Consider the following 24,068-nt stretch of genomic DNA (forward strand, 5'->3'; position numbering starts at 1 on the left):
CTTCTGCTCGGGAGTGCGTTGTGCCCGATCATCCTCAAACCTCACGCAAACTGCGGCTGTGGGAAGCGCTGGCACTCTCCGTCGGCCTCATGGGCCCCACCCTGGCCATGGGGCTCAACGGGGCCGGTGTCGCGGCCACCGTCGGCAAGGCCGTACCGCTGGTCTTCCTGCTCGGCCTGCTCGGCGTCGGCCTCGTGGGCTACGGCTTCTGGCGGCTGACCCAGCACTTCCACCACGCAGGCTCCGTCTACGCCTTGGCCGGCGCCACCATCGGTCCCCGCGCCGGCTTCTTCGGCGGCTTCGCGCTGCTCGGCACCTACCTCGCCTTCCTCGTGTGCACCCTGGCCGCGACCGGGGTCTTCGCCCATGCGTTTCTGCACGCGCTGGGCGTGTCGTCCACCGGCCCCTGGGTGGCCGTCGCGGTCGTTGCCACCGTGGGCGTCACCCTCCTCAACTCACGTGACACCCGGCTCACCGCCCGCACCCTGCTGATCGCCGAAGGCATCGGCATAGCGGCCATGCTGGTCCTTGCCCTCGTCGTCATCGGGCGCACCGGCACCGGAACGGCGCCTCGCCACCAGACCCTCGACCCCTCGGTCTTCGCCCCCGGCACCGCCACCTACGGCGCGATCATGACCGCGACCGTCTTCGCCTTCCTGTCCTGGGCCGGATTCGAGGCATGCGCGTCACTGGGCGAGGAGACCGACGACCCCAAGCGCAACATCCCGCGCGCCCTGGCGGGCAGCGTGCTGCTCACCGGTGTCCTGTACGTCCTGATGATGTTCGTCCAGACCATCGGGTTCGGTACCGACGACAAGGGCGTGCGCGCGTTCGCCGGGGCGGAATCGGCCCTGGTGACGCTCTCCGACAGCTATCTCGGCACGTGGTTCTCACTCGTCGTCGCCTTCACCGCGGTCGCCTCCGCCTTCGCTGCCGCCCTGTCCTCGTCCGCCGCCGCTGCCCGCATGGTCTCCGCTCTGGCCCGCGACGGCTTCGGCCCGGCCGCACTCGCCCGCACGGACCCGACGACCGGCTCCCCCAACAGGGCCCTGTGGCTGTGCGGGGCCGTCGCCGCCGCGATCACGGCCGTCATGTACGGCCTGGGCACCACCGCCTTCGACACCTACTACTGGTACGCGACCATCGGCGTGCTGTGCGTCCTGGTCGTCTATGCCGTAGCCGGTGCCGGCGTGATCGTCTTCACCCTCTCGCGCCGGGGCAACATCCCCCGCCGCGAACTGGTCATCCCGCTCGCCGGTCTGGGCTACCTCTGCTTCGTCTTCTACCGACAGTCCACCGGTCAGAGCGCGCCCTACACCTACTTCCCCTGGATCGCCGCCGCCTGGTGCGCGACCGGCCTGGCCGTCGTCCTGCTCGCCCCCTCTCTTGCCGCGCGCATCGGCACCCGCCTCACCAGTGAACTGAACGGGGGACAGGGCGACCGCCAGGAGCAGAGCCCCGAACCGCCCGCCGCCGACAGCACGAAGGTGACTCCATGACTCCCCGCACCGACGACTACGCGACCGTCTTCGTCGCCACCTGCGACCTGGCCGGCCAGGTACGGGGGCGGGCCGTGCCGCCCTCCGAACACGACGCGACTCTGCGCAGCGGCACCGGCTGGGTTCCCGCGAACCTCGCGATCTCCTCGTTCGGGCCGATCGCTCCCGACAACGTCTTCGGGTCCCGCGGCGACCTGCGGCTCATCCCCGACGCCGGCACCGCCGTCGGCATCCCGGCCGACGGCACCACTGAGGGGATGCTGCTCTACCTCGCCGACCAGAGACTGCCGGACGGGCAGCCCTGGGCCTGCTGCCCGCGCACCTTCCTGCGGGACGCCCTCTCCGCGCTGCGCGAACGCACCGGACTGGAGGTCGTCGCCGCCTTCGAGCACGAGTTCGTGCTGGGCAACCTGCCGCAGAGCGCTCCGTTTTCCCTGCGGCGCTTCCGGGACGCCGAACCCTTCGGAACCGATCTGGTAAGGCTGCTGGAACACACCGGGCTCGAACCGGAGACGTGGATCCCCGAGTACGGCGACGGTCAGTTCGAGGTCACCCTGCGCCCCGCGCCCGCCGCGGTCGCGGCCGACCGGGCCGTCCTCCTCAAGGAACTCGTCCGCGACCTGGCCCGCCGCCGTGGTCTGCCCGTCACCTTCGCCCCGCTTCTGGACGCCGGCGGGGTGGGCAACGGCGTCCACCTCCACCTGAGCCTGCGCGACGCCGACGGACGCCCCGCGCTCTACGACCCGCAGCGCCCCGGCCGGCTCTCCGCCCTCGGTGCCCGCTTCAGTGCCGGTGTCCTGGCCCATGCCCCTGCCCTCACCGCCCTGACCGCACCGAGCCCGGTGTCGTTCCTGCGCCTGACGCCGAACCGGTGGAGCGCGGGCGGGGCGTTCCTGGCCGAGCGCAACCGCGAGGCGCTGCTGCGCATCTGCCCCACCACCGAGCTCGGCGGCGCCGGCCCCGCCGCCCAGTTCAACCTCGAATACCGCGCCGCCGACGCCACGGCCAACCCCTGGCTCGCCCTGGCCGTCCTGGTCCGCGCCGGGCTGGCCGGCCTCACCGGCGACTACGACGAGCCCACCGTGTGGCCCGAGGACGCCGACCGCTCCGAGCTCGCGCTGGCGCCGCCCCTGCCCACCACGCTCGACGAGGCCCTGGAGGCCCTGGAGAAGGACGACGTCGTCCGATCCTGGTTCGACCCACGGCTGCTCGCCACCCAGCTCTCGGTCAAGCGGTCCGAACTCGCCCAGCTCGACGGCCTGGACGACGCCGCACGCATTCGAAAGGTCCGCGATGTCTACTGAGCGACTCCTGGCGGAGATCGACCGGCTCCCCCTGGTGGACCACCACGTCCACGGCGCCCTCCGCCACGACGCCGACCGCCCTGCCCTGGAGCAGATGCTCACCGAGTCCGACCGCCCGATCCCACCGTGGATGACCCAGTTCGACTCGCAGCTCGGCTTCGCCGTCCGCCGCTGGTGCGCCCCGGTCCTCGGCCTCGCACCGCACGCCGACCCCGAGACGTACCTGGCCCGACGCACCGAACTCGGCACCGACGAGGTCAACCGCAGACTGCTCGGCGCCTCCGGCATCGGCCACTATCTGCTGGAGACCGGCTACAAGGGGGAAGACATCCTCGACCCCCAGGGCATGGCGGCCGCCTCCGGACGTCCCGTCGACGAGGTGGTGCGCCTGGAGACCGTGCTGGAGGACGTGGTGCGCGCCGGGGTCACCGCCGCCGAACTCCCCGACCGGTTCCGGGAAACCCTGGCCGCCCGCACGGCCACCGCGGTCGGCCTCAAGAGCATCGTCGCCTACCGCTACGGCTTCGACTTCGAGCCCGAACGCCCCCGCGACCACGAGGTGACCGCCGCGGCAGACGCCTGGCTCGCCGAGTGCGCGTCCACCGGCACCGTCCGCGTCCACCACCCGGTGCTGCTGCGCTTCGCCCTGTGGTGCGGTGTCGACCGGGGGCTGCCGATCCAGCTGCACGCCGGCTACGGCGATCCGGACGTTGAACTCCACCGCTGCGACCCGCTGTTGCTCACGCGGTTCATCAAGAACGTGGAACCCTACGGCACCGATCTGCTGCTGTTGCACTGCTACCCCTTCCAGCGCAACGCGGGCTACCTCGCCCAGGTGTTCCCGCACGTGTACTTCGATGTCGGCCTCGGCATCAACTACACCGGCATGCGCTCCGACGCCGTCATCGCCGAATCACTGGAACTCGCCCCCTTCGCCAAGATCCTCTTCTCTTCCGACGCCTGGGGGCCGCCGGAACTGCACCATCTCGGTGCCCTGTTGTGGCGCCGCGGCATGGCCCGGGCCCTCGGGGCATGGACCGACAGCGGTGAGTGGGACGCCGGTGAAGCCCTCAAGGTGGTGCGCATGATCGGCCACGACAACGCCCGCCGCGTCTACCGGCTGGAGGACCGGGCATGACCGGCCGCCACCTGACCGCGCTGGCCGCCGCACTCGAAGAGGAGCTGCCGGCCGCCGCCGCACTCCGCCACCGCATCCACGCCCGCCCCTGCCGGTCCGGCGCCGAGGCCCCCACCCGCGACCTCGTGCTCGCCGCACTGCCCGCCGGCTCCACCACCAAGGTCGCCGACACCGGCGCCGTCGTCCGGATCGGCGGACCGGGCCCCGCAGTCGCCGTCCGCGCCGAACTCGACGCCCTCGCGGTGGAGGAGAAGACCGGCGCGGCATGGACGTCCGAACACCCCGGCCTCATGCATGCCTGCGGTCACGACGTACACCTGGCCGCGCTCACCGCTCTGGGCCGGGCCGTCGGCCGGATCGGCGGCCCGGCACCGCTGCTGGCCATCCTGCAGCCGAGGGAGGAGACCTACCCCTCCGGCGCCCAGGACATCGTGGAGGACGGCATCCTCGACCGGGAACAGTGCCGGGCGGTGATCGGGGCGCATGTGCAGCCACTGCTGCCGGCCGGCACCGCCGCCTGCACCCCGGGTGGCGTCAACGCCTCGGCCGACGAGTTCGCGGTCACGGTGCAGGGCCGCGGCGGCCACGCCGCCTATCCACACCTCACCCGCGACCCCGTCGTCACCCTGGCCCATATCGTCGTCGCCCTGCAGAGCCTGGTCAGCCGTGGCACCGACCCCATGTCCCACGTCGTCCTCAGCGTCAGCACCCTCACGGCCGGCACCGCCGCCAACGTCATCCCCGGCACCGCAGAGGCCCGCGGCACACTGCGCGCGCTGGGCAGCGACGACCGCGAGATCCTGCACGCCCGGCTGGCCGAGGTCGCCGGACTGGTGGCGCAGACCCACGGCTGCGCCGCGCAGGTGGACATCACCCGCGGAGAGCCCGTGCTCGACAACGACGCGGTGCTGACGGCCGCCACCAGACCACTGCTCGGCTCGCTCGGCCTGAGTGCCGGCCACGACCTGCGGTCCGCCGGCTCGGACGACTTCTCCTTCTTCTGCGCGCACCTGCCCTCGCTGATGCTGTTCGTGGGCACCCACAGCGGCACCGAGCAGCTGCACTCACCCACGTTCCTGCCACCCGACGAGCGGATCCGGGACGTCGCCCACGCCATGCTCGCCGGCTATCTGGCCGCCGCCGAACGGAACACCTGAACCACCCCGGCGCTCCCGCCCTTCGCTTCCCGAGGACACCACCATGACCACCACCGACACCCACGACACGCCCCGCCCCGGCTCGGCGACCCCACACCATGTGTCCCTGGCCGAGGCGGCCACCGCCCACAACTACCAGCCCCTGCCCGTGGTGCTGGCCTCCGGCCAGGGGTCCTGGGTCACCGACGTCGACGGCCGTCGCTACCTGGACTGCCTGGCCGGATACTCGGCCCTCAACTTCGGCCACAGACACCCCCGGCTGACCGCCGCGGCCCAGGAGCAGCTGGCGCGCCTCACCCTGACCAGCCGGGCGTTCCACAACGACCGCCTCGGTCCCTTCTGCCGAGACCTCGCCGAACTCGCCGGCATGGACCTCGTGCTGCCGATGAACACCGGTGCCGAGGCCGTCGAGACCGCGATCAAGGTTGCCCGCAAATGGGGTTATGAGCGCAAGGGGGTCGTCCCGGACCGCGCCACCGTCATCGTCGCCGACGGCAACTTCCACGGGCGCACCACCACGATCGTCAGCTTCTCCACCGACCCTGTCGCCCGCGACGGCTTCGGCCCCTTCACCCCTGGCTTCCGCACCGTCCCCTACGGCGACAGCGCAGCGCTGGCAGCCGCGATCGACGAGAACACCGTGGCCGTGCTCCTCGAACCCATCCAGGGCGAAGCCGGCGTACTCATCCCCCCGCCGGGCTACCTCCAGGCCGTGCGGGACACGTGCACCCGCGAGAACGTGCTGTTCATCGCGGACGAGATCCAATCCGGACTCGGCCGTACCGGTACCACCTTCGCCTGCGAGGCCGAGGAAGTCACCCCGGACATCTACGTCCTCGGCAAGGCGCTCGGCGGCGGCATCGTGCCCGTCTCCGCCGTGGTCTCCCGCCACGACGTCCTCGACGTCATCCGCCCAGGCAGCCACGGTTCCACCTTCGGCGGCAACCCGCTGGCCGCCGCCGTCGGCCATGCCGTGGTCGAGCTGCTGCGCAGCGGCGAGTACCAGGAACGCGCCGCCGAACTGGGGGAGCGGCTGCGCGGCCGGCTCGAAGAGCTGGTCGGGCGTGGCGCGGTCGCCGTCCGGTCCCGCGGCCTGTGGGCCGGCATCGACCTCGACCCCGAACTGATGACGGCCCGCCACGCCTGTATGCGCCTCCTGGACCGCCGTGTACTCGCCAAGGACACCCACGGCTCCACCATCCGGCTCGCCCCTCCACTGGTCATCGAAGCCGATCAACTGGACTGGCTGTGCGACCAGTTGAGCGAAGTTCTGACCCGGCCCGGCGCCTGAGACCCGCGGTCGCCGGGAACCGGAGGCCGAGGGCCATCCGCAAGCTGAGCACGATGAGCGAGTCGATCCCGACGAAGCTGGTCTGGTGCAACTTCATACGTTGCGCAGACGAAAGCCAGGCAAGCAGCGCCGACCCACGGGAACCCGTTGTACACGCTGAAGCAGCCGCAGCCGCCGGGGGAGTTGTACGCCGAGTGGGTATGTGTGCCGGCGGACATGGTCTTGGAGTCCGTACGGCATACCCACGATTGGGCGAGCGATCGCGCGAATGCCTGGAGCGGAGGGCGGCGGTCGCCCCCCACCACGGCGGCAATGCGCCGATGGCCGCCCTTCTTCTCGACATGGCTATCGACACGGGACGGCTCGGAATCGTCGCCGAAACGTGAGTCGGTGCGTCACTGCTCATCGAGGGGTGGCTGTCGGGCGAGGAACTCCTCGAAAGCCGCCTTCTGCTTCGGATCCATGAAGCCTTGGCGGACATTACGGGCCTGCTCTTGGAGCCAGTGCGCCTCGTCCGGGTCCAGGAGCTCGGCGACCACCACCCCTCCGCGAGCGACCGCCGTGCGCCCTCCCACGCGACGACGAAAGAGCGTGAACGCGCCGAATTCCGCTGGGTGGGCCAGTTCCTGCTCTTCCGTTTCAGCCTGGTTCGCGTCGTGAGCGTCACTCGTCGGGCAGGCGGTGGGGGCCCAGTGCTCCCAGAGGGCCAGCGTGGCCGCGGGCACCAGCACGGCGCGCTCCGCCCTTGCGCCCCCCTCCCACATGAACGTGACAGTGACCGGCTCGCCGACCGCCTCGGCCAGCCCGAGCACCCTCTCCATCTCATCGTTGATCGGGTAACTCGCCACTACATCTATCTGAATTCCCATAGTGCCTGAGGCTACTGGCCGCCTCTGACACGCCAGGCTCGCAGCTCCTGCTCCTGCGCCTCGTCGATCACGGCGCGAGAGCGGTGATCTCACCGACTGAGCGCCTTTCCGAGGCAATACCGCGCCGGATACTGCGACGGAAAACAACTGCTCCCCGCAATGTGGGTCAGCCCGGAGGCGAGGCCTACGCCAGGCCTCGACGCCGTGCACAGCCTGATCGCGGTCAGCCTCGGCTCCAACCGTTCCAAGGGCGACAAGGACCCGACTGAGTGGATGCCGCCGGCCAAGAACGGCCCCTGCACTTACGCCGCCGGCTGGGTCGCATCCCAACGTCGCTGGAAGCTCACCGCGGACCGCGACGAGAAGACCAAACTGAAGCAGACAGCGGCCGGCTGCCCACGAACGACCGTGACGTACGTACCCGCGCGGTAGACCGTTGAGGTATCGGATCGGTGGCCCGGATTTCACGAGCATGCCGCCTGCGTGGTCGGCAGCCGCATTGCACCGCGGCCCTGGGCATGGGCCGAACGGGTGCATCCTGAGCCGGTCTGCGGGGGCGGGCCCCTGTGATCGCGATCTTGCCTCGGCCGCCGGGTTATGGTCCGCGTGGAAACGCTCCCCTGGGGCAGTTCCTGCTGCTCCCGCTGCTGTTCTTGGAGGCTCGCGGGTATGCCCCGTTCGTATGGCGGGCCGGCGGACGGTCGACGTGGCTTCCCGGTCGGGCTCCGGTCGGGAGCGGGCGCCCTGCTCGCAGCCGCCGCTGCGGCGCTGAGCACGCTGATCCTCGCCACGCCCGCCGCTGCGGCCGTGCCCAGTTGCCGCGTCGGGGCTTACGTCACCGACCTCTACGCGGTGGATCCGGTCAGGCGTACCGTGGACGCGGACCTGTGGCTGTGGAGCCTGTGCCCACGCAAGGATCTGGCCGCCGTCCAGCGGCTCGAGTTCACCAACGCGACGAGGACGATGCTGACCGATCCTTCCAGCGAGAAGGTGGGCAACGAGTACTGGACGCAGGTCAAGGTGTCCGGGACCTTCCGGCAGGACTTCGACCTGACGGACTTTCCGTTCGACAAACAGGTCGTCCGGATCCGGGTTGAGGAAAACGAGCTGGACGAGTCGCGGTTCGCTTACCGGGCGGATGTGAAGAACTCCACGTACAACCCCAGGATCCATGTCGACGACTTCAAGATCACGCAATTCCGGATCGGTGTCGTGGACGAGCCCTACAGGACGAACTTCGGCGATCCCCGGCTCGGGCAAGGAGGCCGCAGCCGCTATTCCCAGCTGGTGATCGAGTTCCAGCTCACCCGGGAGGACATGACGAGCTTCGGCAAGCAGATCCTGCCGGTATATGTGGCTTTCCTGGTCGCCCTGATCTCGTTTCTGATCTGGTCGACGGACAACGAGGTCGCCATGGTCGCACGGCTCGGGATTCTCGGTACCGCGCTCTTCGCGATCATGCTCAACTTGCGGGCGGTCGACGAGGAGCTGGGCACCTTCCTGAACGTGACGCTGGTCGAAGAGATCCACTTCATGAGCCTGCTCTACGTCCTGATCGGTGTCGCCAACACCACCTACGTCCTGAGGCTGTTGACCGATCCCATGCTCCGACCGTCGGCGCGGCGCTTCAACAGCCGCATTTTCGCCATCGCGACGGGCTTGTACGTCATCGCCAACATCGTCGCCATCTCCCTCACCGTGTCGTTCTGAGTCCGTACACTGCTCGGCGCCGAGGTGGCCGCCGGCTCTGCAGTTGCCGCGCGCCGCATCCCACCGGCCGACCGGCACCGGGCCCACCGTGGACCGCCCTCAGCCGCCGGCCGCCACAGCCCGGCCCCGGACTCCACGCCGCCCGGGGATCGGGTGGGGGACCGCGACCGCACGGACGACGACCTCGCCGCGCCCACCGCACACGTCGGAAACGCCGCGCCAGGCCGACGAGTGCTGGGTGATATCGACTTCGGCCATCCACGTGGGGCGCCAGGACGTGACCGTGGTCGGCTACCCCCTCTGGCTCGACCGCGACGGGATGCCATGGAAGCGCCTCAAGTGGAAGATCCGGATGCTGCGCCGGTTCGGCTTCACGCATGCACGCCAGACGCTGGTGACGCCGCCCCCGTCGGTGAGCTCCGGCGGTGAGGCATGGTTGCGCGACGCGAGCGGCAACGTCCAGTTCCCCATGGCGCTACAGGCGGGTTCCACCTTGCGGATGCCGCACATGGTCGCGTAGGTCGGCACAGCCGGGCCCGACGGTGGAGGCCCAGACGGGGATCTGCCGTTCGTTGAGCGGAGCGGAGTCCGTCGTCATGGTCGCCATGGTCGCGCAGGGCACTGACAGTCGGCTTGCGGATTACGGGCTACGATCCGGGCCGTAGCCACAGCACCCCCGCGAAGAGCCCGCCGCCGTACGTCGGAACGAGCCGTTTGTAGTCGTTGGGCAGGGCGATGCCCAACGCCTCCTCCACGGCGGCCCACTTCAGGGTTCGGCCGCCGCCGGGCGGCGGGCAGAGGCGCACCAGCGGTTCGGTATGGCGCAGGCTTCGGGCCGTCTGCATATCGCTCGGCAGCGCGCTGAACCGTGGCGGGGTCCTGGTGGCGTCCAGTACCACCGCGCGCATCCGGTCGCCGACCGCGGCGCGGGGTGTGTCCGACCACCATGAAGGGTGTTTGGCCTGGACGATGAAACCGTCGTGCCCGGCCGCGTGGACGGCGGTCCCCACTGGAGCTACGGCCGTGACGACCACGTCGTACTCCTGATGATCCGCAAGCATGACAGCCACCCTGCCCCACGTCGGCAGGCGAGAACACGGCGGGTAGGCAGGCCGGGACCTCCCAGCGCACTCCCCGCGTGCCTAGGTTCCCTGAGACAGACGGCCGAACGAATCGGTTTGGCGAGAGCACGACGCGATTGAGCGAGACAGGACATCGTTTGTCGACGGTTTCAGGAGGTGCGAGGTGCCTGAGTGATCAATGTCGATGAGTTCGGGAGTCGCTGTGGCCTTCCTCGCGGGCCAAGGGGCGCCGTTGCTCACCTTGTTCTCTATGGTCTGAGCCGGTCTCGTTCAATGAGAGTCTCAGGACTATGACGGTTTGGCCCACGTCGTGGCAGTTGGCGGGCCGCCGATTCTTCGAGCCGAGTGGCCGTCCTGGGGCAGGCGGTTGGGCTTCGGCGCACGGGCCGGGCAGGCAAGTGCGCGCGGAGGTTTCGAAGCCCGAACAAGCTCAGCGGGCTCCGGCAGGGTTGGCGTCCTCGCCGAGGTAGGTGCCGTGTCCCTAAGCGACGAGCGGGCCGTCAAAGATCAGTACCTCGTTGACCAGACCGCCCTTCTGATTGCGGTAGTTGATCACCAGGCAGTTCACACCGACGTAGCTGCCAACCAACTCGAACCGCAGGTCGGGGATGCGCCGTAGCCCCTCGTCCCAGTAGGCCCGCAGCGCGTCCTTGCCGCGGATGACTCCGTCACCCTCGAGTAGTTGCGCGGCCACGGGCGACCGGAACGTCACATTGTCGGTGAAGTGGGTCAGCAGAGCGTCCAAGTCGTGCGCGTTCCACGCGGTCAACCAGGAATCGACGAACGTACGCGCGGTCACATGATCCATGGGCACATTATGTGGTCCCGCCCCAGGTCCTGACGGCCGTTCGGCTTGAACTACCGGCGGTCCGCCACCCGCTACGACGTGGGCAAACCCGTCAAACGCCTTGAGATTCGCATCGAACGAGACCGGCTCAGACCAGCTGACCGGGCCGCGAGGGGCGAGCAGTGACGTAGTCCGTCCTGTCGAGCCTAAGTTCGCAGCCTTGCCGCGGCGGGCCCGAGCGTGGGGCTGGTTGAAGCGTCTGTGTCCGCTGAACGGTTATGACGTTGCGCCGGTGGGCCATGGCCGATCCGTTCTTCTGGGGTGGCTGACCTGGATGCCCCGATCGGCCCTCGGCCACCGGCCCGACCGCGCCGGGTGTGTGTCCGATCGGCCATGGCCGGCCACCGCGTGGCCGGTGGCCGGAATCCTGGAGTCGGTCATCGGCGACGTCCGTAGCGTGGCCGATGTGCCCGATGGCCATCGGCCACGGCGCAGGATGGCCTGCTAACCGCATCAGCTGCGGGTGTTCGCTGTGGGGTGAGCATGTGCGTAATCGGGTGGCGTCCCCGGGAGCGAGCGGGGCGCGGTCATCGGGAAGCGGCGACAGTCCAGGCGTCGGCCCGCAGACGGCCCGTAAGCTCGCAGGACAGCTCAATTCCTCGTGATTAGCCGCGTAATCGCAGGCGAAAACCCGGCGACATCGGCGATCATCCCCGGGATACTGGTCGCCCATGGATGAGGTCAAAGTCGTCGTCGCCCATTCCGAGCGTGCGACTCTGCGCGTCGGCGACGTGTTCCTGAAGGTGGACGCCGATCAGGCGCGCATCGACGTCGAGGTCGAGGCGATGTCCCTGGCGCCGGTCCCGACGCCGGAGGTCCTGTGGCGCAAGCCACCCGTGCTCGCGATCGCCGCACTTGCGGGGACGACGCTTGGGCGCCTCGGTGGGCCGTCGACCGGCTCGCCGACGGCGTGGGCCGCGGCGGGCGCCGCCATCCGGAATCTGCACGACGCGCCGCTGCCGTCCCGGCCGGGCCGGGCCGGCCGGAGCGTCGTCGCGCTGGCAGCGGAACTCGACGACGAGTGCGAGTTGCTCGTGACGAACGGCGTCCTGCCCGCCGACCTGGTCACCCGCAACCGCCAGGTCGCCGAGGCCGCACTCCGGCCGTGGACTCCGGCGTTCACGCACGGCGACCTGCAGATCGCGCACGTCTTCGTCGACGGCGACGAGGTCACGGGCATCATCGACTGGTCCGAGGCGGGCCAGGGTGATGCCCTGTACGACCTCGCCACCTTCACGCTCGGACACGAGGAGCACCTCGACGACGTCATCGCCGGCTATGGCACCGACATCGACCTCGACGTGATCCACGCGTGGTGGTCGTTGCGAAGCCTGCTGGCGGTTCGCTGGCTGATCGAGCACGGCTTCGACCCGTTCGCACCGGGCTGTGAGGTCGACGTGCTGAGATCTCGGATGTGAGGCTGCGCGGGCCTGACTGCCACGTTTGCGTTCTGACGCATCGAGTGGGCCATCCCCTGGGGCGCCTCACCTGCCCGTACTCTCAACAGAGTGCGGTGCGCAGTCGTCGCCAGCAGATGATGGCGCTGCCGATGGCGGCGAGCGCGTGGTGGATGTCGTCGTGGATCGCCCAGGATCAGCGGGATCAGTTGGCTGACGTCGTTGCGGTTGCCGCCAGTGGTGATTGCCGCGAGCGGGATGCCGTGCGCCTCGACGATCAGGTGGTGCTTGCTGCCGGCACTGCCCCGGTCCAACAGGGACGGACCGGTGGCCGGCCCACCCTTCATCGCGCGGATGTGGCCGGAGTCGACCGCTGCGCGGGGGAAGTCCAGCAGGTCTGAGGCCCGCAGCTCGGAGAGCAGCAGCTCGTGCAGGTGCTTGCCAGGCCCCGGCCTCGTTCCAGCTCCGCAGCCGTCGCCAGCAGTTCATCCCCGAGCCGAAGCTCAGCTCCTGGAGCAGAAACTCCCAGCGGATCCCGGTGACAGCACGAACAGGATCCCGCACAGCACCTTGCGACTATCCAGACGCTTCCGACGTGGACGCCGCGGATTACGCGGGACGACCAGCAGCAGCGGTATCGCGCCGAGTTCCCCGACCACGCCCAGCGCGCCCTGGGACTGACGATCCTCGCGGGAGACCTCATGGGCTTCCTGGCACTCAAGCCCATTCTCGACGCCGACATACCACCCCGGACACGTCAGGCCATGCTGTTGATCCAGGTACAGGCCGGGCGAGATGTCGCCCTCGGACAGATCCTCGATCTGGAACGGGACACATACGAGCTGCCGAGCGATGAGTTCCTGTCGGACGTGGCGGAGTTCAAGGGAGCCCGGTACTCGATTCTCTCTCCCATGCTGCTCGGCCTCGCGGCAGTCGGCAGCGTCCCGGGCGAATGCGCCGACGGATTCCGCCGCTACGCCCGGCTAAGCGCAGAGAGCATCATCATGTTCGACGACTACATCGATGTCTTCGGCGTCAACGCGAATCTCGGGAAGACTCCCGGAGCCGACATCCGGCAAGGCCGGCGGAGCCACGCCATCCGAGACGTACTCCAGGCAGCGGACCCACGGGACCGGTCCGAGGTCGAGGAGATCCTGCGGGACCCCTCTGGTTCGGCCGACGGGATCCAACGGGTGGGGGAGATCGGCCGGGCACTTGGGGTAGACGAGACCATCAGATCGCAGATCCGGGACCGGGCCGAGCCGGCAGCCACCGAGGCCGCCAGCTGGCGCCGGTACTGGCGCCACGAGGCCGTGGACGCCCTCGCCCGCTTTCCACTCCTGACGATCGAGCAGCTCTTCCGCGAGACCGGGAACGGAGCCAACTCCGATTGACCGCAACATCGCGGCACCCCCGACCCGTACGGGCGGTCGTGTGCGACATCGACCACACACTCACCACCCAAGGCTCTGCCGGCGCCATGGCCAGGGCTCTGGGAGTACCCGCCGCCGCCCACAGCGCCATCTACCGCGACCACCAGGCCGGACAGCTGGACCACGCCCGTACACGCGCCCAGCTCCTCACCCTGTGGCGAAACACCGGCCGCGCCACCCGCCAGACCTTCACCACCGCATTCGAGACGGTCCCACTACGCGAAGGCGCCACACGCCTGGCAGCGCACCTTCACGACCCGGGCATCCTGCTGTGCCTGATCACCAGCTCCGCTCAGCTGTACGCCGATATCACCGCCGCCCGTCTCGGTGCCGTTGCCGCCTACGGCAACGGCACCCTCATCTTCGACGCGGCGGGCCACCTCACTGACCTCGACTTCTCCCTCGACACCGGCCCCCTCAAAGCCCGTCACCTCGCGCGATTCTGCGCCGAGCACCACATAAGCCCGGACGAGATCATTGCCGTCGGCAACGGCCCAGACGACCGCTCTCTCTTTGAAGTCACCGGCCGCGGCATCCTCCTGACCCGCAGCACGACGTCCCCTCAGGCGGCGGCCTGGCGCACTGCCACCACCTTGGAGGCTGTCACTGCTGTCATTGACGAGGCCGGGCACTAGCTGGGCGGTGTCCCCTCGGCAGATCGCAGCCGGCCTCACGAGTCCAGAAGCTGGCCTGACGGCATGGATACGTGTTGTTCATCAGCAGCCTCTACCCGAATAGACCGGGGGCTGGTGGCATGGCGTCAAGCGCCCGGGATCCTGCCGCGCCACCCCCCACACGGAGCCCCCTGCGCTCGACGCACCGACTCGCCTGGTCGTCCGAGGGGGGCCGGCGGGACGGCAGCGCCACGGCCTCGCCGGTCGGAGGAAGGGTGGTGGGCCGTTCCGTCCCGTCGGCTTCAGGCGAGGTCAGTGGCGGGCTCGGTCGCGTAGCGGCTCATCGCATCGATGTTGGCCTCTCGCGTCAGTGGCCGGCCGTCGGCGAACACCTCCTGGAGGTCTCGGAAGTACTGCACGTACAGGTCGGGGGTGAATGTGCTGAGCATGACGGCGGGCTGATCGGTCAGGTTGGCGAAGGTGTGCGGGGTGCCTGGCGGAACCATCACGAGCGTGCCCGTGGTGGCGTCGTAGACCTCGTCCCCGACCGTGAACCGCACGGTGCCGGAGAGGACGTAGAAGCCCTCGTCGTGTTGGGCGTGGCGGTGCTGCGGTGGTCCCTGGGTGCGCGGGGCGAGGACGGACTCGGCAATGGCGAGGCGGTGCCCGGTGTGGCTGCCGTCCTCCAGAACGCGCATGCGCGTGGTGCCCAGAACGATCGTCTCACCGTCGCCGGGACCCACCACCGATACGGCGGGGTCGGCCTGCGGCTCGCTGGTCTTCGCTTCTTCGGTCATGCTCACGAGTGCACCGCCGGGACCCCGCCGGTGTCCAAGACCCATCTCGCAGCGCCGATGCCTCGTGGGTATCGTTGCAGCGTGGAGCTACGGACCTTGCGCTACTTCGTGGCGGTCGCCGAGGAACTCCACTTCGGCCGGGCCGCCACCCGACTGCACATGAGTCAGCCGCCGCTGAGCCGGGCGATCAAGCAGTTGGAGACCGACGTCGGGGCCCTGCTCTTCGCCCGCTCGCCCACCGGCGTCACGCTCACGCCGGTGGGCACGGTGCTGCTCGACGAGGCGCGAGCCTTACTCGACCATGCCGACCGCGTCCGTGTACGCGTCAGCGCGGCGGCCGGCGCCGCGACCCTCACCATCGGCATCCTGGGCGACGGCACCGATCCGGGAGTGTCCAGGCTGGCCGCCGCCTACCGTCGAAACCACCCCGGCATCGACATCCGCATCCGGGACACCGACCTGACCGACCCGACGTGCGGGCTGCGCGCCGGACTGGTCGACGTCGCCCTCACGCGGGCGCCGTTCGACGAGACCGCCCTGACGGTGCGTACGCTGCGAACCGATCCGGTCGGCGTGGTCCTGCGCGCCGACGATCCGCTGGCCCGCCGCGACCGGCTGCGGCTGGCAGAGCTGAGCGACCGCCGCTGGTTCCAGTTCCCGCAAGGCACCGACCCCATCTGGCAGTCGTACTGGAACGGCGTCAGGCCGCGCGAGGGGCCAATGGTGCGCGCCGTTCAGGAATGCCTGCAGGCCGTGTTGTGGAACGGCACGGTCGGCCTGGCCCCGCTCGGACACGACCTGCCCGCGGAGTTGGCCGTGGTACCGCTGATCGACATGGCGCCGAGCCGAGTGGTGGCGGTGTGGAACGAAGGTGACACCAGCCCCTTGATCCGATCCTTCGTCGAGATCGCGACAGCCGCGTACCGCCACTGAACGCCGGCGACTGGTGCTGCCACATCCCGTGAACAATTCGAACGCTGCGGCCCTCGGGACTGCCTCCCGAAGAGGTGAACATCTGCTGCCCCTTCTCGCGTACAGAGCCAACTGATCCACAGCTTTGAGTGGGGAGGGTGCCCGCGAGCGTCATCTCGAGCTTCTCCATGATGTTGTGCGAGCCGTGATTCACGGACATCGTCGCAGCCCAGACCATACGCACACCCAACTCCATGAATGCCTTGCCCAGCAGGGCCCGCGAGCCCTCGGTGGCATACCCCTTGCCCCAAGCCCCCTGCCGAAGCCGGTAGCCGAGCTCGACCTCGTCCCGTGGGCCCGCCGGCTCGGGACGCAGTCTGACGGGTCCGAATCCCGTAGGTCGCGGCAAGAAGGGCTCGAAGATCCACTTGATCACCGAGCGGTCCGGTCTGCCCCTCTCGATCGGCATCTCCGCTGCGAACACCCATGACAGTCAAGGTCTGGAACCCTGGTACGGGGTATCCCGCCGATCCGCTCTCGGCGTGGACCGCGCCGACGGCGGCCTGCGAAGCTCCACGCCGACAAGGGGTACGACTACGACTACCTGCGACGTTGGCTCCGCGGCCGGAACATCGTCCCGCGCATCGCGCGCAAGGGGATGGAGTCCTCGCAGCGGCTGGGCCGCCACCGTTGGACCGTGGAGCGGACGGTGGCCTGGCTGGCCGGGTGCCGCCGCCTTCACCATCGCCACGAGCGCAAGGCCGGACACTTCCTTGCCTTCGCCGGCATAGCCGCAACTCTGATCTGTTACCGCCGTTTCTTCCCCCTGAGGTGATGCTCAGCTATTGGCACCTCGTGCCGTGACCTGCCAACGGTCGATCACCTTGCGGTCTCGGACGACCAGCAGCTCATCGGAGAGATTCACCGGCGTGCAGATGTGGTTGGGGACGACCGCGACCACCGACCCAAGGCGTGGCCCCCTCACGCCTTCCGGAAGGCGGACCACTGCGTGGTGCTCCCACAACCCGGTGATGGATCCCTGCGGGAACTGGGGCAGGTAGCCGTGGCCCGTCACCCAAGGCGACCGGTCAGAGCCAAGGACCTTGCTACCGACGTCCAGCACGAAGCGGTCCGGGGCGGGAACGCTGATCACCGTCGCCGCAGCGACCAGCGCCAGGTCCTCCACCCCACAGGTGCCGATGGCCAGCTGGGTGGCGTCATTGAAGACGTAGACACCCGGCCGCAACTCGTTCACCGCGCCCGGCTGCCACTGCCCCACCGTCGGAGTCGATCCGCCGCTGACCACATGGACATCGACCCCGAGATCCCGCAGCACCTGTGCGGCCTCGCCCAGCGTGCGCTCCTCGTCTTGTGCGGCGCGCTCACGTGCCCGCGCGTCGTGACCGTAGCCGTGTCCCGGAAACGTGAACACGCCGGCAACATTGAGTCCCGCATCGGCGGCCGCCTTCCCGACCTCACCAACCATGTGAGGCTGCACTCCTGTGCGACGGCTCCCGCTGTCGACCTCGACAAGTACCTCGACCGGCCGGTCGCTGCCACGCACGGCGTTCCCCAGCCGCTGTGCGCCTTCGACCGACTCGACGCCGACTCTCAGAGCAGCGTCGTCAGCCAAGCGGCGCAGCCGCTGCGCCTTGTCGGCATCGAGCCACACGGGGTACGCGATGAACAGGTCGTCCACGCCTACCCGGGCAAATGCCTCGGCTTCGCCGATCGTGGCCACCGACAGCCCGCGCGCGCCAGCCTGAAGCTGGAGGTCCCCGATCTGCGCGCACTTGTGGGCCTTGGCGTGTGGACGCAGGGCAAACCCTTGAGCCCGCGAAGCCTCAGCCATCCGCGAGATGTTGCTTTCCAGCACATCCGGATCGACCACGAGTGCCGGCGTAGCCAGCCCATCGGGCAGCAGTATCGCCATCTCTTGCCTCCCACCATGGAACACGTCGAGATGATCATGGCAGGTCGGCAGACGAGGGCCACAGGGCCATCGCCCCAGGTCACACGGACCAATCGAGACGACCTCTAAGTCCGTGATTTCCGGCGCATCACACTAGCCCTGCTTGTGGAACACGCAGTCGATCTCATCCTCGACGTCCACGAGGTACCGCAGGGCTAGCTTGCCGTCCTCTGTCCCCTGGTACTCCAGCGAGTAGATCTCCTTCTGGAACTCCAGGTCCAAAGAGGGCGGGATGTCACCCATGCCGGCCTCCATGTACCAGTGGCCCTTGCCCGTCAGGCGGGGCCGCTCGAGTCCCTCCCCACTGGCGTCGGAGAAGAAGTTCCTGAAGCGGAATGTGCCGTCCTTGGTGACGTCGAGGTCAGTCGCGCAGTCTCCGGCGGTCCAGTGGCCCAGGACCATGCTCGGGGTCACCGGCTTGGGGGCGGGCCGGGGCCACGCGCAGCCCGTGGCCAGGCTCAGCGCCGCAGCCGCACCCGTGATCAGCACGGTGGTGACGCGCCGTGTCAGCGGCCGCCCGTTCCCTCGCATGCGTACCTTCCGTTCTCGTACGTTCGTCCTGGAAGCCCTGGAAGCCCTGGAAGCCCTGGAAGCCCTGGAAGCCCTGGAAGAACAAGCCCAGGATCGCGCCGAGGATGCCGATGACCGCCCGAGCCCTCAACGGTCAGTTCCAAGGGCGCAAGCTTCGGACTCTGCGCGCGTCCACCCTATAGCTGCCGAACGAATTTGCGACTCAGTACCTGTGGCGCATCCGGCAACGTTACGACCCTGCGGCCGGGCTGGCCGGATGCGCCTTTCCCGGGCCGGACTGGCTGCTCGACACCCTCCTTGCCGAGGTGCGGCGCCACTCCGGCGACCGCACCACCGACGACATGGCGCTGCTCGTGGTCACTCGAGGCGGCGGCTGAACCGGCGAACGACCTGTCAGCAATGCGGCGCCGCGCACACAGCTGGCACCAACAGGGCTTCGAAGAGGGTTAGTTCGGCCACATGTCGGGCGAGCCCGGTGTGCCGGGGGTCGGCCGTGGCGGATGGCGGTGACAGGGGTGTGCGGGGTGCCATGAAGTCTGGGTCAGGCGAGGTAGCCGGTGACCAGCGCGGCGAACTCGTCCTCAGTGAGCACCCTCGTGCCGAGCTGCTCGGCCTTGGCCAGCTTGGACCCGGCGCCCTCGCCCGCGACAAGGAGGGTCGTCTTCTTCGACACGCTGCTGGAGGCCGTCCCGCCCGCGCGCTCGATGAGCTCGTTGATCTCGTTGCGGTTGCGCCCGGCCAGCGGCCCGTGCATGCCACCCGTGACGACGACCGCCTCGCCCGCCAGTGGCTTGCTTCCCGTGCCCGCTTCGCCGGCGGTGGGCTCGACCATGTTCACCCCGGCCTTGGCCAGCTTGTCGATGACCGGGCCCAGTGCGGCGATGTGCGCCGCGATCTTCGGGGCGTTGGCCCCCGGAAGCTTGTTGACCTCCGCCAGCTCCTCCGGGGTGGCAGCCCGGAGGGCATCCATCGTGCCGAAGTGACGGGCGATCTCCCGCGAGAGCGTCCGGCCGGTCCGTACCACACCCAGCGCGCAGAACACCCTGTTCAACGGCTGCTCCTTCGCCTTGGCGAGCTGGACCAGCAGCGAGTCGGCGCGCTTGTCGCTTCCGGTCGCCTCGGCGAGCTGCTCCCGGGTGAGGAAGAACAGATCGGCGACGTCGTCGACCAGACCGGCCTCGACGAGAGCCTCCAGATAGGTCACTCCCAGACCGTCGATGTCGAGCTGGTCGCGGCCCGCGGCGTACTTCAAGGACGGCAATTTCCCGCACCCGCCGCTCGCCCCGCCCGCGCACTCCCATCGTTCACCGGACTTGTCGATGCCCCCGCCGCATCCCGGGCACGCCTCGGGCAGGACGATGTCGGTCTCCTTGCCCGTACGCAGCGCCACCACGGGCGCTTCGACGCGAGGGATGATGTCACCTGCCTTGTAGAGCAGGACGGTGTCGCCCAACTTCAGGCCGCTGTTGCGGATGAAGGCGGGGTTGTGCAGCGTCGCGTAGGTGACGGTGCTGCCGTCGACCGCCACCGGCTCCAGCACGGCGCGGGGGGCGATGTGGCCAGTGCGGCCTATGTTCCACTCGACCGCAAGGAGCTTGGTCTGCGCCTCCACGGGCGGCAGTTTGTAGGCGATGGCCCAGTGCGGGTGACGCGTGCCAAAGCCGGCGGCCTGCTGTTCGGCGTGGTCGTTGGCCTTGATGACCACCCCGTCGATCCCGAACGGCAACTGGGGGCGCAGCTGCTGTATCTCCTCGACGCGGGCCTGTGCCTGGGCCGGCGTGGCGTACACGCGCAGCCCAATGTCGGTGGCGGCGGTGGTCTGCACGCCCAGGGCGGCGACCTGGCCCATGACGGCCGCGTGGCTGGTGCCGGTGAGGAAGCCGGCGCCGTCCAGCTCCACGGCCCCGTAGGCGAAGAAGGTGGTCTCGATGGTGTACGGCCGGTCCTTGGCTCGCAGGGTTCCGGCCGTGCCGTTGCGCGGGTTGGAGAAAATCTTCGCGTTGTGCGCGGCGCGGATCTCGTTCGCCTTCTCGAACTGGTCCCGGGTCAGCAGCACCTCACCCCGGATCTCCACGGTGGCGCCGCCGGGCACCTGGGTGGGAAGGCCGACGATCGAGCCGATCGCATGGCTGAGGTCCTCACCATGTGTGCCATTTCCGCGTCCGACGAGCTGCACGAGGCGCCCGTCGCGGTAGCGGGCCGCCATCGCTGCCCCGTCCAGCTTCGGCTCCACCGCGTAGCCGCCCTCCACCGGGTGGTCGATCCGGCGCGCCAGGGACGCGTCCCACTTCATCAGGCCCTCGGCGTCGAAGACGTTGTCGAGGGAGAGCATGGCCACGGTGTGCACCACATCGCCCACCGGAGCCACGCCGCCGCCGACCTTCCCCGTGGGCGAGTCGGACCGGACCTGGTCGGGGTGCGCCTGCTCGTAGGCGGCGATACCGCGGGCGAGGGCGTCGTAGGAGGCGTCGTCGAGAGTGGTGTTCCCGTCTCCGTAGTACGCCGTGCTCGCGGCGAGGGCCTGCTCGACTGCGTGGTCGTAGGCGGCGCGGTCGGTCAGCGAAAAGGCAGATGCGGCAGTCGTCATGCGGTGATCCTTGCGTAGGGGTCTGACATCGGGTTCCGCACGCCCGCGAAATGCGCTACAGCTGAAGCGTGGAAGGGCTGACGCAGGTCGACCTCCTCGGGGGTGTGCGAGCCCCGCACACCCCGCTGGCCCGGACGGCGGCGCGGCACCCCAGCCGACCCGCCAACCCGCCCGGCGCAAGAGCCATCGGCCGGCTACCGGCAGGCCCTCGACGCGCACCGGGCCGGCCGCAGGACATCGGCCGTCGACCGGCAACCGAGCGACAGGCCACGTCCCACGCCCGAGTGTTGTTCGGCACCGCTCGCCAACTCAGCTGCTCAGTCGTCGTGCGTTCCGCCCTGCCGCCCGCACCCGACCGTGTTTCAGTAGCAGTTGGCGATCAGCGCGCTCGCAGTTGTTCACGAGAAAAGACGGCACTGTCGTCAGTGAGAGCATGGGAGCCGATCACGGGGGTCGACCAGCGCCTCACGGCAACCAGGCACGGTAATCTCGGGCCATGCCCGCGACATCAGTGGCGCACTTCTACGACGAACTGGCCGACGAATACCACCTGATCTACTCAGACTGGGACGCGAGCATCCGTCGGCAGGGGGACGCTCTGGACGCCCTGATCGGCCAGGCTCGCGCGGCGGTGCTCGACTGTTCCTGCGGCATCGGCACGCAGGCCATCGGCCTGGCGCTGCGCGGGCACCGCGTCACCGGGACGGACCTCAGCCCCCGCGCCGCCGCCCGCGCTGCCCGGGAGGCCGCCCGCCGGAGCCTGAGCCTGCGCACGGCCGCCGCCGACATGCGACGCCTCTCCTTTCCCGATGGCCACTTCGACACCGTCGTCTGCGCCGACAACTCGCTGCCTCACCTGCTGACAGAACAGGATGTGCAGGCCGCCCTGGCCGAGATGCGCCGCGTGCTGCGTCCCGCCGGCCTGCTGCTGGTCAGCACGCGCCCCTACGAAGACCTGCTGCGCGACCGCCCTGCTTCGACGCCTCCACAAGTCCATCGGACCGCCGACTGCGCCGACGACGGAGAACGGACAGTCACCTTCCAGCTCTGGCCCTGGCACGACGACGGCGAGCACTACGACCTGGAGCACTTCCAACTCCTTCCGACAGAAGGAGAATGGCGCGTCCAGGTCCGCCGGACCACCTACTGGGCACTCGGCCGGGATCGCCTGGCCGACCGCGCAGCCGAGGCCGGGTTTGTCGACCCCTGCTGGCGGATGCCGCAGGAGACAGGTTTCTTCCAACCGCTGCTCGTGGCCCGCGCCGGCGAGTAGGTGACTCCACCGCCCGACTCGACCGCCACCCGTGAGGGCGGCGGTCGAGTCGGGGCCTGCAGGTGTCAGCCGACCTTGGCGGGTTCCTCGGCCCGACCTGGGTGCTGGCGAGTCGGTAGGAGTCGGTGCCGGTCTCGATGATCGTGCCGTTGAACGTCAGTCGGTCGACGATGGCCGCGCAGACACGGGGATCGGTGAAGGTCTTGGTCCAGCCGCCGAAGGACTCGTTGGAGGCGATGGCGACGCTGTTCTTCTCCGCCCGCTCGGTCAGGGCCTTGAAGAGGAGTGCGTGCAAGGTATCTTTATGGCCCGTTACCTGCGGCTTCGCGACCTCCAGCGGGAGATCGAGGAGGGCCTGAACGTGATGGAGTCCTCCAACCGCGCCAACTCCGTGATCGCCTACGGCAAGGGCGGGGAGATCGCCTCGCATCGGCGCGACGAGCAGGAAATGTTCGTCCTGCGCCTGCGCATCCTGCAATCCTCCCTGGTCTACGTGAACACCCTGATGCTCCAGGACACCCTCGGCGACCCGGAGTGGGCGGACCTCCTCACCCCCGCCGACCGGCGCGGCCTGACCCCGCTCTTCCGGTCCCACGTCCGCCCGTACGGCGACGTGAACTTCGACATGGACACCCGCCTCAACCTTGCCGCGGCGACCGTTCCGGGGCCCGGGAGCGCGGACAGCGAGGCCGCCCGATCCGCCTTGGAGAACGCATGAGCCGGCTCCGCTACAGGCCGTGGGCCAACCGCACCAGCATCTCGCCTGGCGCGATACCGACACGTGGCTGCGCCAGTTCGACCGGCCGGACCTCTTCAACCGCCTCAACCGAGGCAGTCACGTCACTCATCAGGTGCCACTTCCACAATCGGGAGTTGCACCGGTACAGACCCGCCTCGGGCTGCGGCGTTCATCCGGTGTCGGATGATGCCCGTGTCGGCTGGGTGAGGTTGTCCGTGATCAGGCCGAGGGTGAAGTCGAACCGGTCGTGTCCGGTGCCGGAGGTCAGCTCGGCGGCATAGCGTCGGGTCTGCGGAAACGTGTCGGCCGGCAGTGCGGTGAACCGGTGGATCAGCTCCTCGCGGCCAAGGACCCATTCCTGGTCCGGGTGTTTGCGCCGCTGCTGGACCAGCGACTGCTCCAAGGCGTAGGCGCTGATGTAGAGGGACAGGGCATCGAGCGCCCAGGCGGCGCTCTGCGGTTCGATTCCGCCGGCGAGCAGGATCGCCAAAAGCCCTTCCCTGACCCGCAACGCGGAGAGGCTAGTGGGGACTACGCCCAGCGCGGCACGGGAGACTCCCGGGTATTTCAGGTACTGGTCGCGGATCTGCGCGTACACGTCGCGGATCTGCTTGCGCCACGTGGCCGGGTCCGGTTCGGGCAGCACAACCTCGGAGCAGAGTCGGCCGACGAGCAGATCGTCGATGTCCTCTTTGCTGACGATGTGTGCGTACAGCGACGACGGCCCGGTGCCGAGCACCGCGGCGATTCGACGGATGGTCAGTGCGTCGTAGCCCTCGGTGGCCACGACCTGCAGGGCGGCGTCGGTGATCCGGTCGACCGTGATGGGCTTCTTGGGTGGTGGTGGCGCCGCGGGCTCGCCAGCGGGCTGGGCGTGGCGAGCTGCTCGGCGCTGTCGGGGATCGGAGGGCATACC

General features: G+C 69.3%; 23 protein-coding genes and 4 pseudogenes. 16 read left to right on the forward strand and 11 right to left on the reverse strand.

Going from position 1 to position 24,068, the window contains the following annotated elements:
• Nucleotides 1-20 precede the first annotated feature (20 nt).
• The 5 genes from ACIRPT_RS26875 to rocD are packed head-to-tail and all read left to right on the forward strand — an operon-like array spanning nucleotide 21 to nucleotide 6,389.
• Nucleotides 21-1,499, forward strand: a complete 1,479-nt coding sequence (locus ACIRPT_RS26875) for an APC family permease (protein ID WP_403831430.1) — start codon at nucleotides 21-23, stop codon at nucleotides 1,497-1,499.
• A complete protein-coding gene (locus tag ACIRPT_RS26880; RefSeq protein ID WP_403831432.1) occupies nucleotides 1,496-2,803 on the forward strand; it encodes a glutamine synthetase in 1,308 nt (435 codons plus the stop codon). Before ACIRPT_RS26875 ends, ACIRPT_RS26880 begins: the two co-directional genes overlap by 4 nt.
• A complete protein-coding gene (locus ACIRPT_RS26885) occupies nucleotides 2,793-3,941 on the forward strand; it encodes an amidohydrolase family protein (RefSeq protein WP_403831435.1) in 1,149 nt (382 codons plus the stop codon). Before ACIRPT_RS26880 ends, ACIRPT_RS26885 begins: the two co-directional genes overlap by 11 nt.
• Nucleotides 3,938-5,098 (forward strand): M20 family metallopeptidase, encoded by a 1,161-nt coding sequence (locus ACIRPT_RS26890; protein ID WP_403831437.1) that lies wholly within the window; start codon nucleotides 3,938-3,940, stop codon nucleotides 5,096-5,098. The genes ACIRPT_RS26885 and ACIRPT_RS26890 overlap by 4 nt, the downstream gene beginning before the upstream one ends.
• A 43-nt stretch (nucleotides 5,099-5,141) precedes the next feature.
• Nucleotides 5,142-6,389 (forward strand): ornithine--oxo-acid transaminase, encoded by a 1,248-nt coding sequence (rocD, locus tag ACIRPT_RS26895; RefSeq protein WP_403831439.1) that lies wholly within the window; start codon nucleotides 5,142-5,144, stop codon nucleotides 6,387-6,389.
• Nucleotides 6,390-6,784: 395 nt separating this feature from the next.
• On the opposite strand, the gene ACIRPT_RS26900 is transcribed toward rocD, so the two are convergent.
• Nucleotides 6,785-7,258: a hypothetical protein gene (locus tag ACIRPT_RS26900; RefSeq protein WP_403831441.1), complete on the reverse strand. Its 474-nt coding sequence runs from the start codon at nucleotides 7,256-7,258 to the stop codon at nucleotides 6,785-6,787.
• A 204-nt stretch (nucleotides 7,259-7,462) separates the two neighbouring features.
• On the opposite strand from ACIRPT_RS26900, the gene ACIRPT_RS26905 reads away from it, so the two are divergent.
• The 3 genes from ACIRPT_RS26905 to ACIRPT_RS26915 all read left to right on the forward strand — a co-directional run bounded on the left by ACIRPT_RS26905 (nucleotide 7,463) and on the right by ACIRPT_RS26915 (nucleotide 9,488).
• Nucleotides 7,463-7,690 carry a hypothetical protein gene (locus ACIRPT_RS26905; protein WP_403831443.1) on the forward strand — a complete coding sequence of 76 codons (228 nt, stop codon included), beginning with the start codon at nucleotides 7,463-7,465 and terminating at the stop codon, nucleotides 7,688-7,690.
• A 237-nt stretch (nucleotides 7,691-7,927) separates the two neighbouring features.
• Nucleotides 7,928-8,968 (forward strand): hypothetical protein, encoded by a 1,041-nt coding sequence (locus tag ACIRPT_RS26910; RefSeq protein ID WP_403831445.1) that lies wholly within the window; start codon nucleotides 7,928-7,930, stop codon nucleotides 8,966-8,968.
• Nucleotides 8,969-9,206: 238 nt separating this feature from the next.
• Entirely contained in the window at nucleotides 9,207-9,488 is a 282-nt protein-coding gene (locus tag ACIRPT_RS26915; protein WP_403831448.1) for a hypothetical protein, read from the forward strand.
• A 127-nt stretch (nucleotides 9,489-9,615) separates the two neighbouring features.
• Here the strand turns inward: ACIRPT_RS26915 and ACIRPT_RS26920 are convergent, their stop codons facing one another.
• The 3 genes and pseudogenes from ACIRPT_RS26920 to ACIRPT_RS26930 all read right to left on the reverse strand — a co-directional run bounded on the left by ACIRPT_RS26920 (nucleotide 9,616) and on the right by ACIRPT_RS26930 (nucleotide 10,858).
• Entirely contained in the window at nucleotides 9,616-10,029 is a 414-nt protein-coding gene (locus ACIRPT_RS26920; RefSeq protein WP_403831450.1) for a hypothetical protein, read from the reverse strand.
• A 269-nt stretch (nucleotides 10,030-10,298) separates the two neighbouring features.
• Nucleotides 10,299-10,472: pseudogene (locus ACIRPT_RS26925) on the reverse strand (transposase); the annotation flags it as partial.
• A 59-nt stretch (nucleotides 10,473-10,531) separates the two neighbouring features.
• Nucleotides 10,532-10,858, reverse strand: coding sequence for a nuclear transport factor 2 family protein (locus ACIRPT_RS26930; RefSeq protein ID WP_403831452.1), 327 nt, complete (start codon nucleotides 10,856-10,858; stop codon nucleotides 10,532-10,534).
• Nucleotides 10,859-11,568: 710 nt separating this feature from the next.
• On the opposite strand from ACIRPT_RS26930, the gene ACIRPT_RS26935 reads away from it, so the two are divergent.
• The 4 genes from ACIRPT_RS26935 (at nucleotide 11,569) to ACIRPT_RS26950 (ending at nucleotide 14,362) form a co-directional block, all read left to right on the forward strand.
• Nucleotides 11,569-12,315, forward strand: a complete 747-nt coding sequence (locus ACIRPT_RS26935) for a phosphotransferase family protein (RefSeq protein WP_403831455.1) — start codon at nucleotides 11,569-11,571, stop codon at nucleotides 12,313-12,315.
• A gap of 95 nt (nucleotides 12,316-12,410) precedes the next feature.
• Nucleotides 12,411-12,695, forward strand: coding sequence for a hypothetical protein (locus ACIRPT_RS26940; RefSeq protein WP_403831457.1), 285 nt, complete (start codon nucleotides 12,411-12,413; stop codon nucleotides 12,693-12,695).
• 282 nt (nucleotides 12,696-12,977) lie between these two features.
• A complete protein-coding gene (locus ACIRPT_RS26945) occupies nucleotides 12,978-13,688 on the forward strand; it encodes a polyprenyl synthetase family protein (RefSeq protein WP_403831676.1) in 711 nt (236 codons plus the stop codon).
• Nucleotides 13,685-14,362: an HAD family hydrolase gene (locus ACIRPT_RS26950; protein WP_403831460.1), complete on the forward strand. Its 678-nt coding sequence runs from the start codon at nucleotides 13,685-13,687 to the stop codon at nucleotides 14,360-14,362. Before ACIRPT_RS26945 ends, ACIRPT_RS26950 begins: the two co-directional genes overlap by 4 nt.
• A 281-nt stretch (nucleotides 14,363-14,643) precedes the next feature.
• Here ACIRPT_RS26950 and ACIRPT_RS26955 read toward each other — a convergent pair whose 3' ends face one another.
• Nucleotides 14,644-15,138, reverse strand: a complete 495-nt coding sequence (locus tag ACIRPT_RS26955; RefSeq protein WP_403831462.1) for a cupin domain-containing protein — start codon at nucleotides 15,136-15,138, stop codon at nucleotides 14,644-14,646.
• 57 nt (nucleotides 15,139-15,195) lie between these two features.
• On the opposite strand from ACIRPT_RS26955, the gene ACIRPT_RS26960 reads away from it, so the two are divergent.
• Nucleotides 15,196-16,071: a LysR family transcriptional regulator gene (locus tag ACIRPT_RS26960; protein WP_403831678.1), complete on the forward strand. Its 876-nt coding sequence runs from the start codon at nucleotides 15,196-15,198 to the stop codon at nucleotides 16,069-16,071.
• Nucleotides 16,072-16,198: 127 nt separating this feature from the next.
• Here the strand turns inward: ACIRPT_RS26960 and ACIRPT_RS26965 are convergent.
• Nucleotides 16,199-16,438 (reverse strand): annotated as a pseudogene (locus tag ACIRPT_RS26965) (GNAT family N-acetyltransferase); the annotation flags it as partial.
• Here ACIRPT_RS26965 and ACIRPT_RS26970 point away from each other — a divergent pair.
• Nucleotides 16,428-16,885 (forward strand): annotated as a pseudogene (locus ACIRPT_RS26970) (IS5 family transposase); the annotation flags it as partial. The pseudogenes ACIRPT_RS26965 and ACIRPT_RS26970 sit on opposite strands and share 11 nt — an antisense overlap.
• A gap of 3 nt (nucleotides 16,886-16,888) precedes the next feature.
• Here the strand turns inward: ACIRPT_RS26970 and ACIRPT_RS26975 are convergent.
• The 3 genes from ACIRPT_RS26975 to ligA all read right to left on the reverse strand — a co-directional run bounded on the left by ACIRPT_RS26975 (nucleotide 16,889) and on the right by ligA (nucleotide 21,140).
• A complete protein-coding gene (locus tag ACIRPT_RS26975; RefSeq protein WP_403831465.1) occupies nucleotides 16,889-17,983 on the reverse strand; it encodes an alanine racemase in 1,095 nt (364 codons plus the stop codon).
• 132 nt (nucleotides 17,984-18,115) lie between these two features.
• A complete protein-coding gene (locus ACIRPT_RS26980) occupies nucleotides 18,116-18,553 on the reverse strand; it encodes a hypothetical protein (RefSeq protein ID WP_403831467.1) in 438 nt (145 codons plus the stop codon).
• Nucleotides 18,554-19,094: 541 nt separating this feature from the next.
• Nucleotides 19,095-21,140, reverse strand: a complete 2,046-nt coding sequence (gene ligA / locus ACIRPT_RS26985; RefSeq protein WP_403831469.1) for an NAD-dependent DNA ligase LigA — start codon at nucleotides 21,138-21,140, stop codon at nucleotides 19,095-19,097.
• A 496-nt stretch (nucleotides 21,141-21,636) separates the two neighbouring features.
• Here ligA and ACIRPT_RS26990 point away from each other — a divergent pair, with 496 nt between their 5' ends.
• Nucleotides 21,637-22,413 (forward strand): class I SAM-dependent methyltransferase, encoded by a 777-nt coding sequence (locus ACIRPT_RS26990; protein ID WP_403831472.1) that lies wholly within the window; start codon nucleotides 21,637-21,639, stop codon nucleotides 22,411-22,413.
• 100 nt (nucleotides 22,414-22,513) lie between these two features.
• On the opposite strand, the pseudogene ACIRPT_RS26995 reads toward ACIRPT_RS26990, so the two are convergent.
• Nucleotides 22,514-22,699, reverse strand: a pseudogene (locus tag ACIRPT_RS26995) (ATP-binding protein); the annotation flags it as partial.
• Nucleotides 22,700-22,717: 18 nt separating this feature from the next.
• On the opposite strand from ACIRPT_RS26995, the gene ACIRPT_RS27000 reads away from it, so the two are divergent.
• A complete protein-coding gene (locus ACIRPT_RS27000) occupies nucleotides 22,718-23,131 on the forward strand; it encodes a Tn3 family transposase (protein WP_403831474.1) in 414 nt (137 codons plus the stop codon).
• A gap of 190 nt (nucleotides 23,132-23,321) precedes the next feature.
• On the opposite strand, the gene ACIRPT_RS27005 is transcribed toward ACIRPT_RS27000, so the two are convergent.
• Nucleotides 23,322-24,065 (reverse strand): TetR/AcrR family transcriptional regulator, encoded by a 744-nt coding sequence (locus ACIRPT_RS27005; RefSeq protein WP_403831477.1) that lies wholly within the window; start codon nucleotides 24,063-24,065, stop codon nucleotides 23,322-23,324.
• Between the last annotated feature and the right edge of the window lie 3 nt (nucleotides 24,066-24,068).

Origin of the sequence: Streptomyces sp. NPDC101227 (assembly GCF_044767545.1) — a bacterium.
Taxonomy (GTDB): Bacteria; Actinomycetota; Actinomycetes; order Streptomycetales; family Streptomycetaceae; genus Streptomyces.

Bases quoted from the DNA above. Each gene is read 5' to 3' on its own strand.
- rocD (WP_403831439.1), top strand. From the start codon at position 5,142: ATGACCACCACCGACACCCACGACACGCCCCGCCCCGGCTCGGCGACC.
- ACIRPT_RS26885 (WP_403831435.1), top strand. From the start codon at position 2,793: ATGTCTACTGAGCGACTCCTGGCGGAGATCGACCGGCTCCCCCTGGTG.
- ligA (WP_403831469.1), bottom strand. From the start codon at position 21,140: ATGACGACTGCCGCATCTGCCTTTTCGCTGACCGACCGCGCCGCCTAC.
- ACIRPT_RS26880 (WP_403831432.1), top strand. From the start codon at position 1,496: ATGACTCCCCGCACCGACGACTACGCGACCGTCTTCGTCGCCACCTGC.
- ACIRPT_RS26990 (WP_403831472.1), top strand. From the start codon at position 21,637: ATGCCCGCGACATCAGTGGCGCACTTCTACGACGAACTGGCCGACGAA.
- ACIRPT_RS26890 (WP_403831437.1), top strand. From the start codon at position 3,938: ATGACCGGCCGCCACCTGACCGCGCTGGCCGCCGCACTCGAAGAGGAG.
- ACIRPT_RS27005 (WP_403831477.1), bottom strand. From the start codon at position 24,065: ATGCCCTCCGATCCCCGACAGCGCCGAGCAGCTCGCCACGCCCAGCCC.
- ACIRPT_RS26900 (WP_403831441.1), bottom strand. From the start codon at position 7,258: ATGGGAATTCAGATAGATGTAGTGGCGAGTTACCCGATCAACGATGAG.
- ACIRPT_RS26935 (WP_403831455.1), top strand. From the start codon at position 11,569: ATGGATGAGGTCAAAGTCGTCGTCGCCCATTCCGAGCGTGCGACTCTG.
- ACIRPT_RS26960 (WP_403831678.1), top strand. From the start codon at position 15,196: ATGCCTCGTGGGTATCGTTGCAGCGTGGAGCTACGGACCTTGCGCTAC.
- ACIRPT_RS26980 (WP_403831467.1), bottom strand. From the start codon at position 18,553: ATGCGAGGGAACGGGCGGCCGCTGACACGGCGCGTCACCACCGTGCTG.
- ACIRPT_RS26955 (WP_403831462.1), bottom strand. From the start codon at position 15,138: ATGACCGAAGAAGCGAAGACCAGCGAGCCGCAGGCCGACCCCGCCGTA.
- ACIRPT_RS27000 (WP_403831474.1), top strand. From the start codon at position 22,718: ATGGCCCGTTACCTGCGGCTTCGCGACCTCCAGCGGGAGATCGAGGAG.
- ACIRPT_RS26930 (WP_403831452.1), bottom strand. From the start codon at position 10,858: ATGGATCATGTGACCGCGCGTACGTTCGTCGATTCCTGGTTGACCGCG.
- ACIRPT_RS26910 (WP_403831445.1), top strand. From the start codon at position 7,928: ATGCCCCGTTCGTATGGCGGGCCGGCGGACGGTCGACGTGGCTTCCCG.
- ACIRPT_RS26975 (WP_403831465.1), bottom strand. From the start codon at position 17,983: ATGGCGATACTGCTGCCCGATGGGCTGGCTACGCCGGCACTCGTGGTC.
- ACIRPT_RS26920 (WP_403831450.1), bottom strand. From the start codon at position 10,029: ATGCTTGCGGATCATCAGGAGTACGACGTGGTCGTCACGGCCGTAGCT.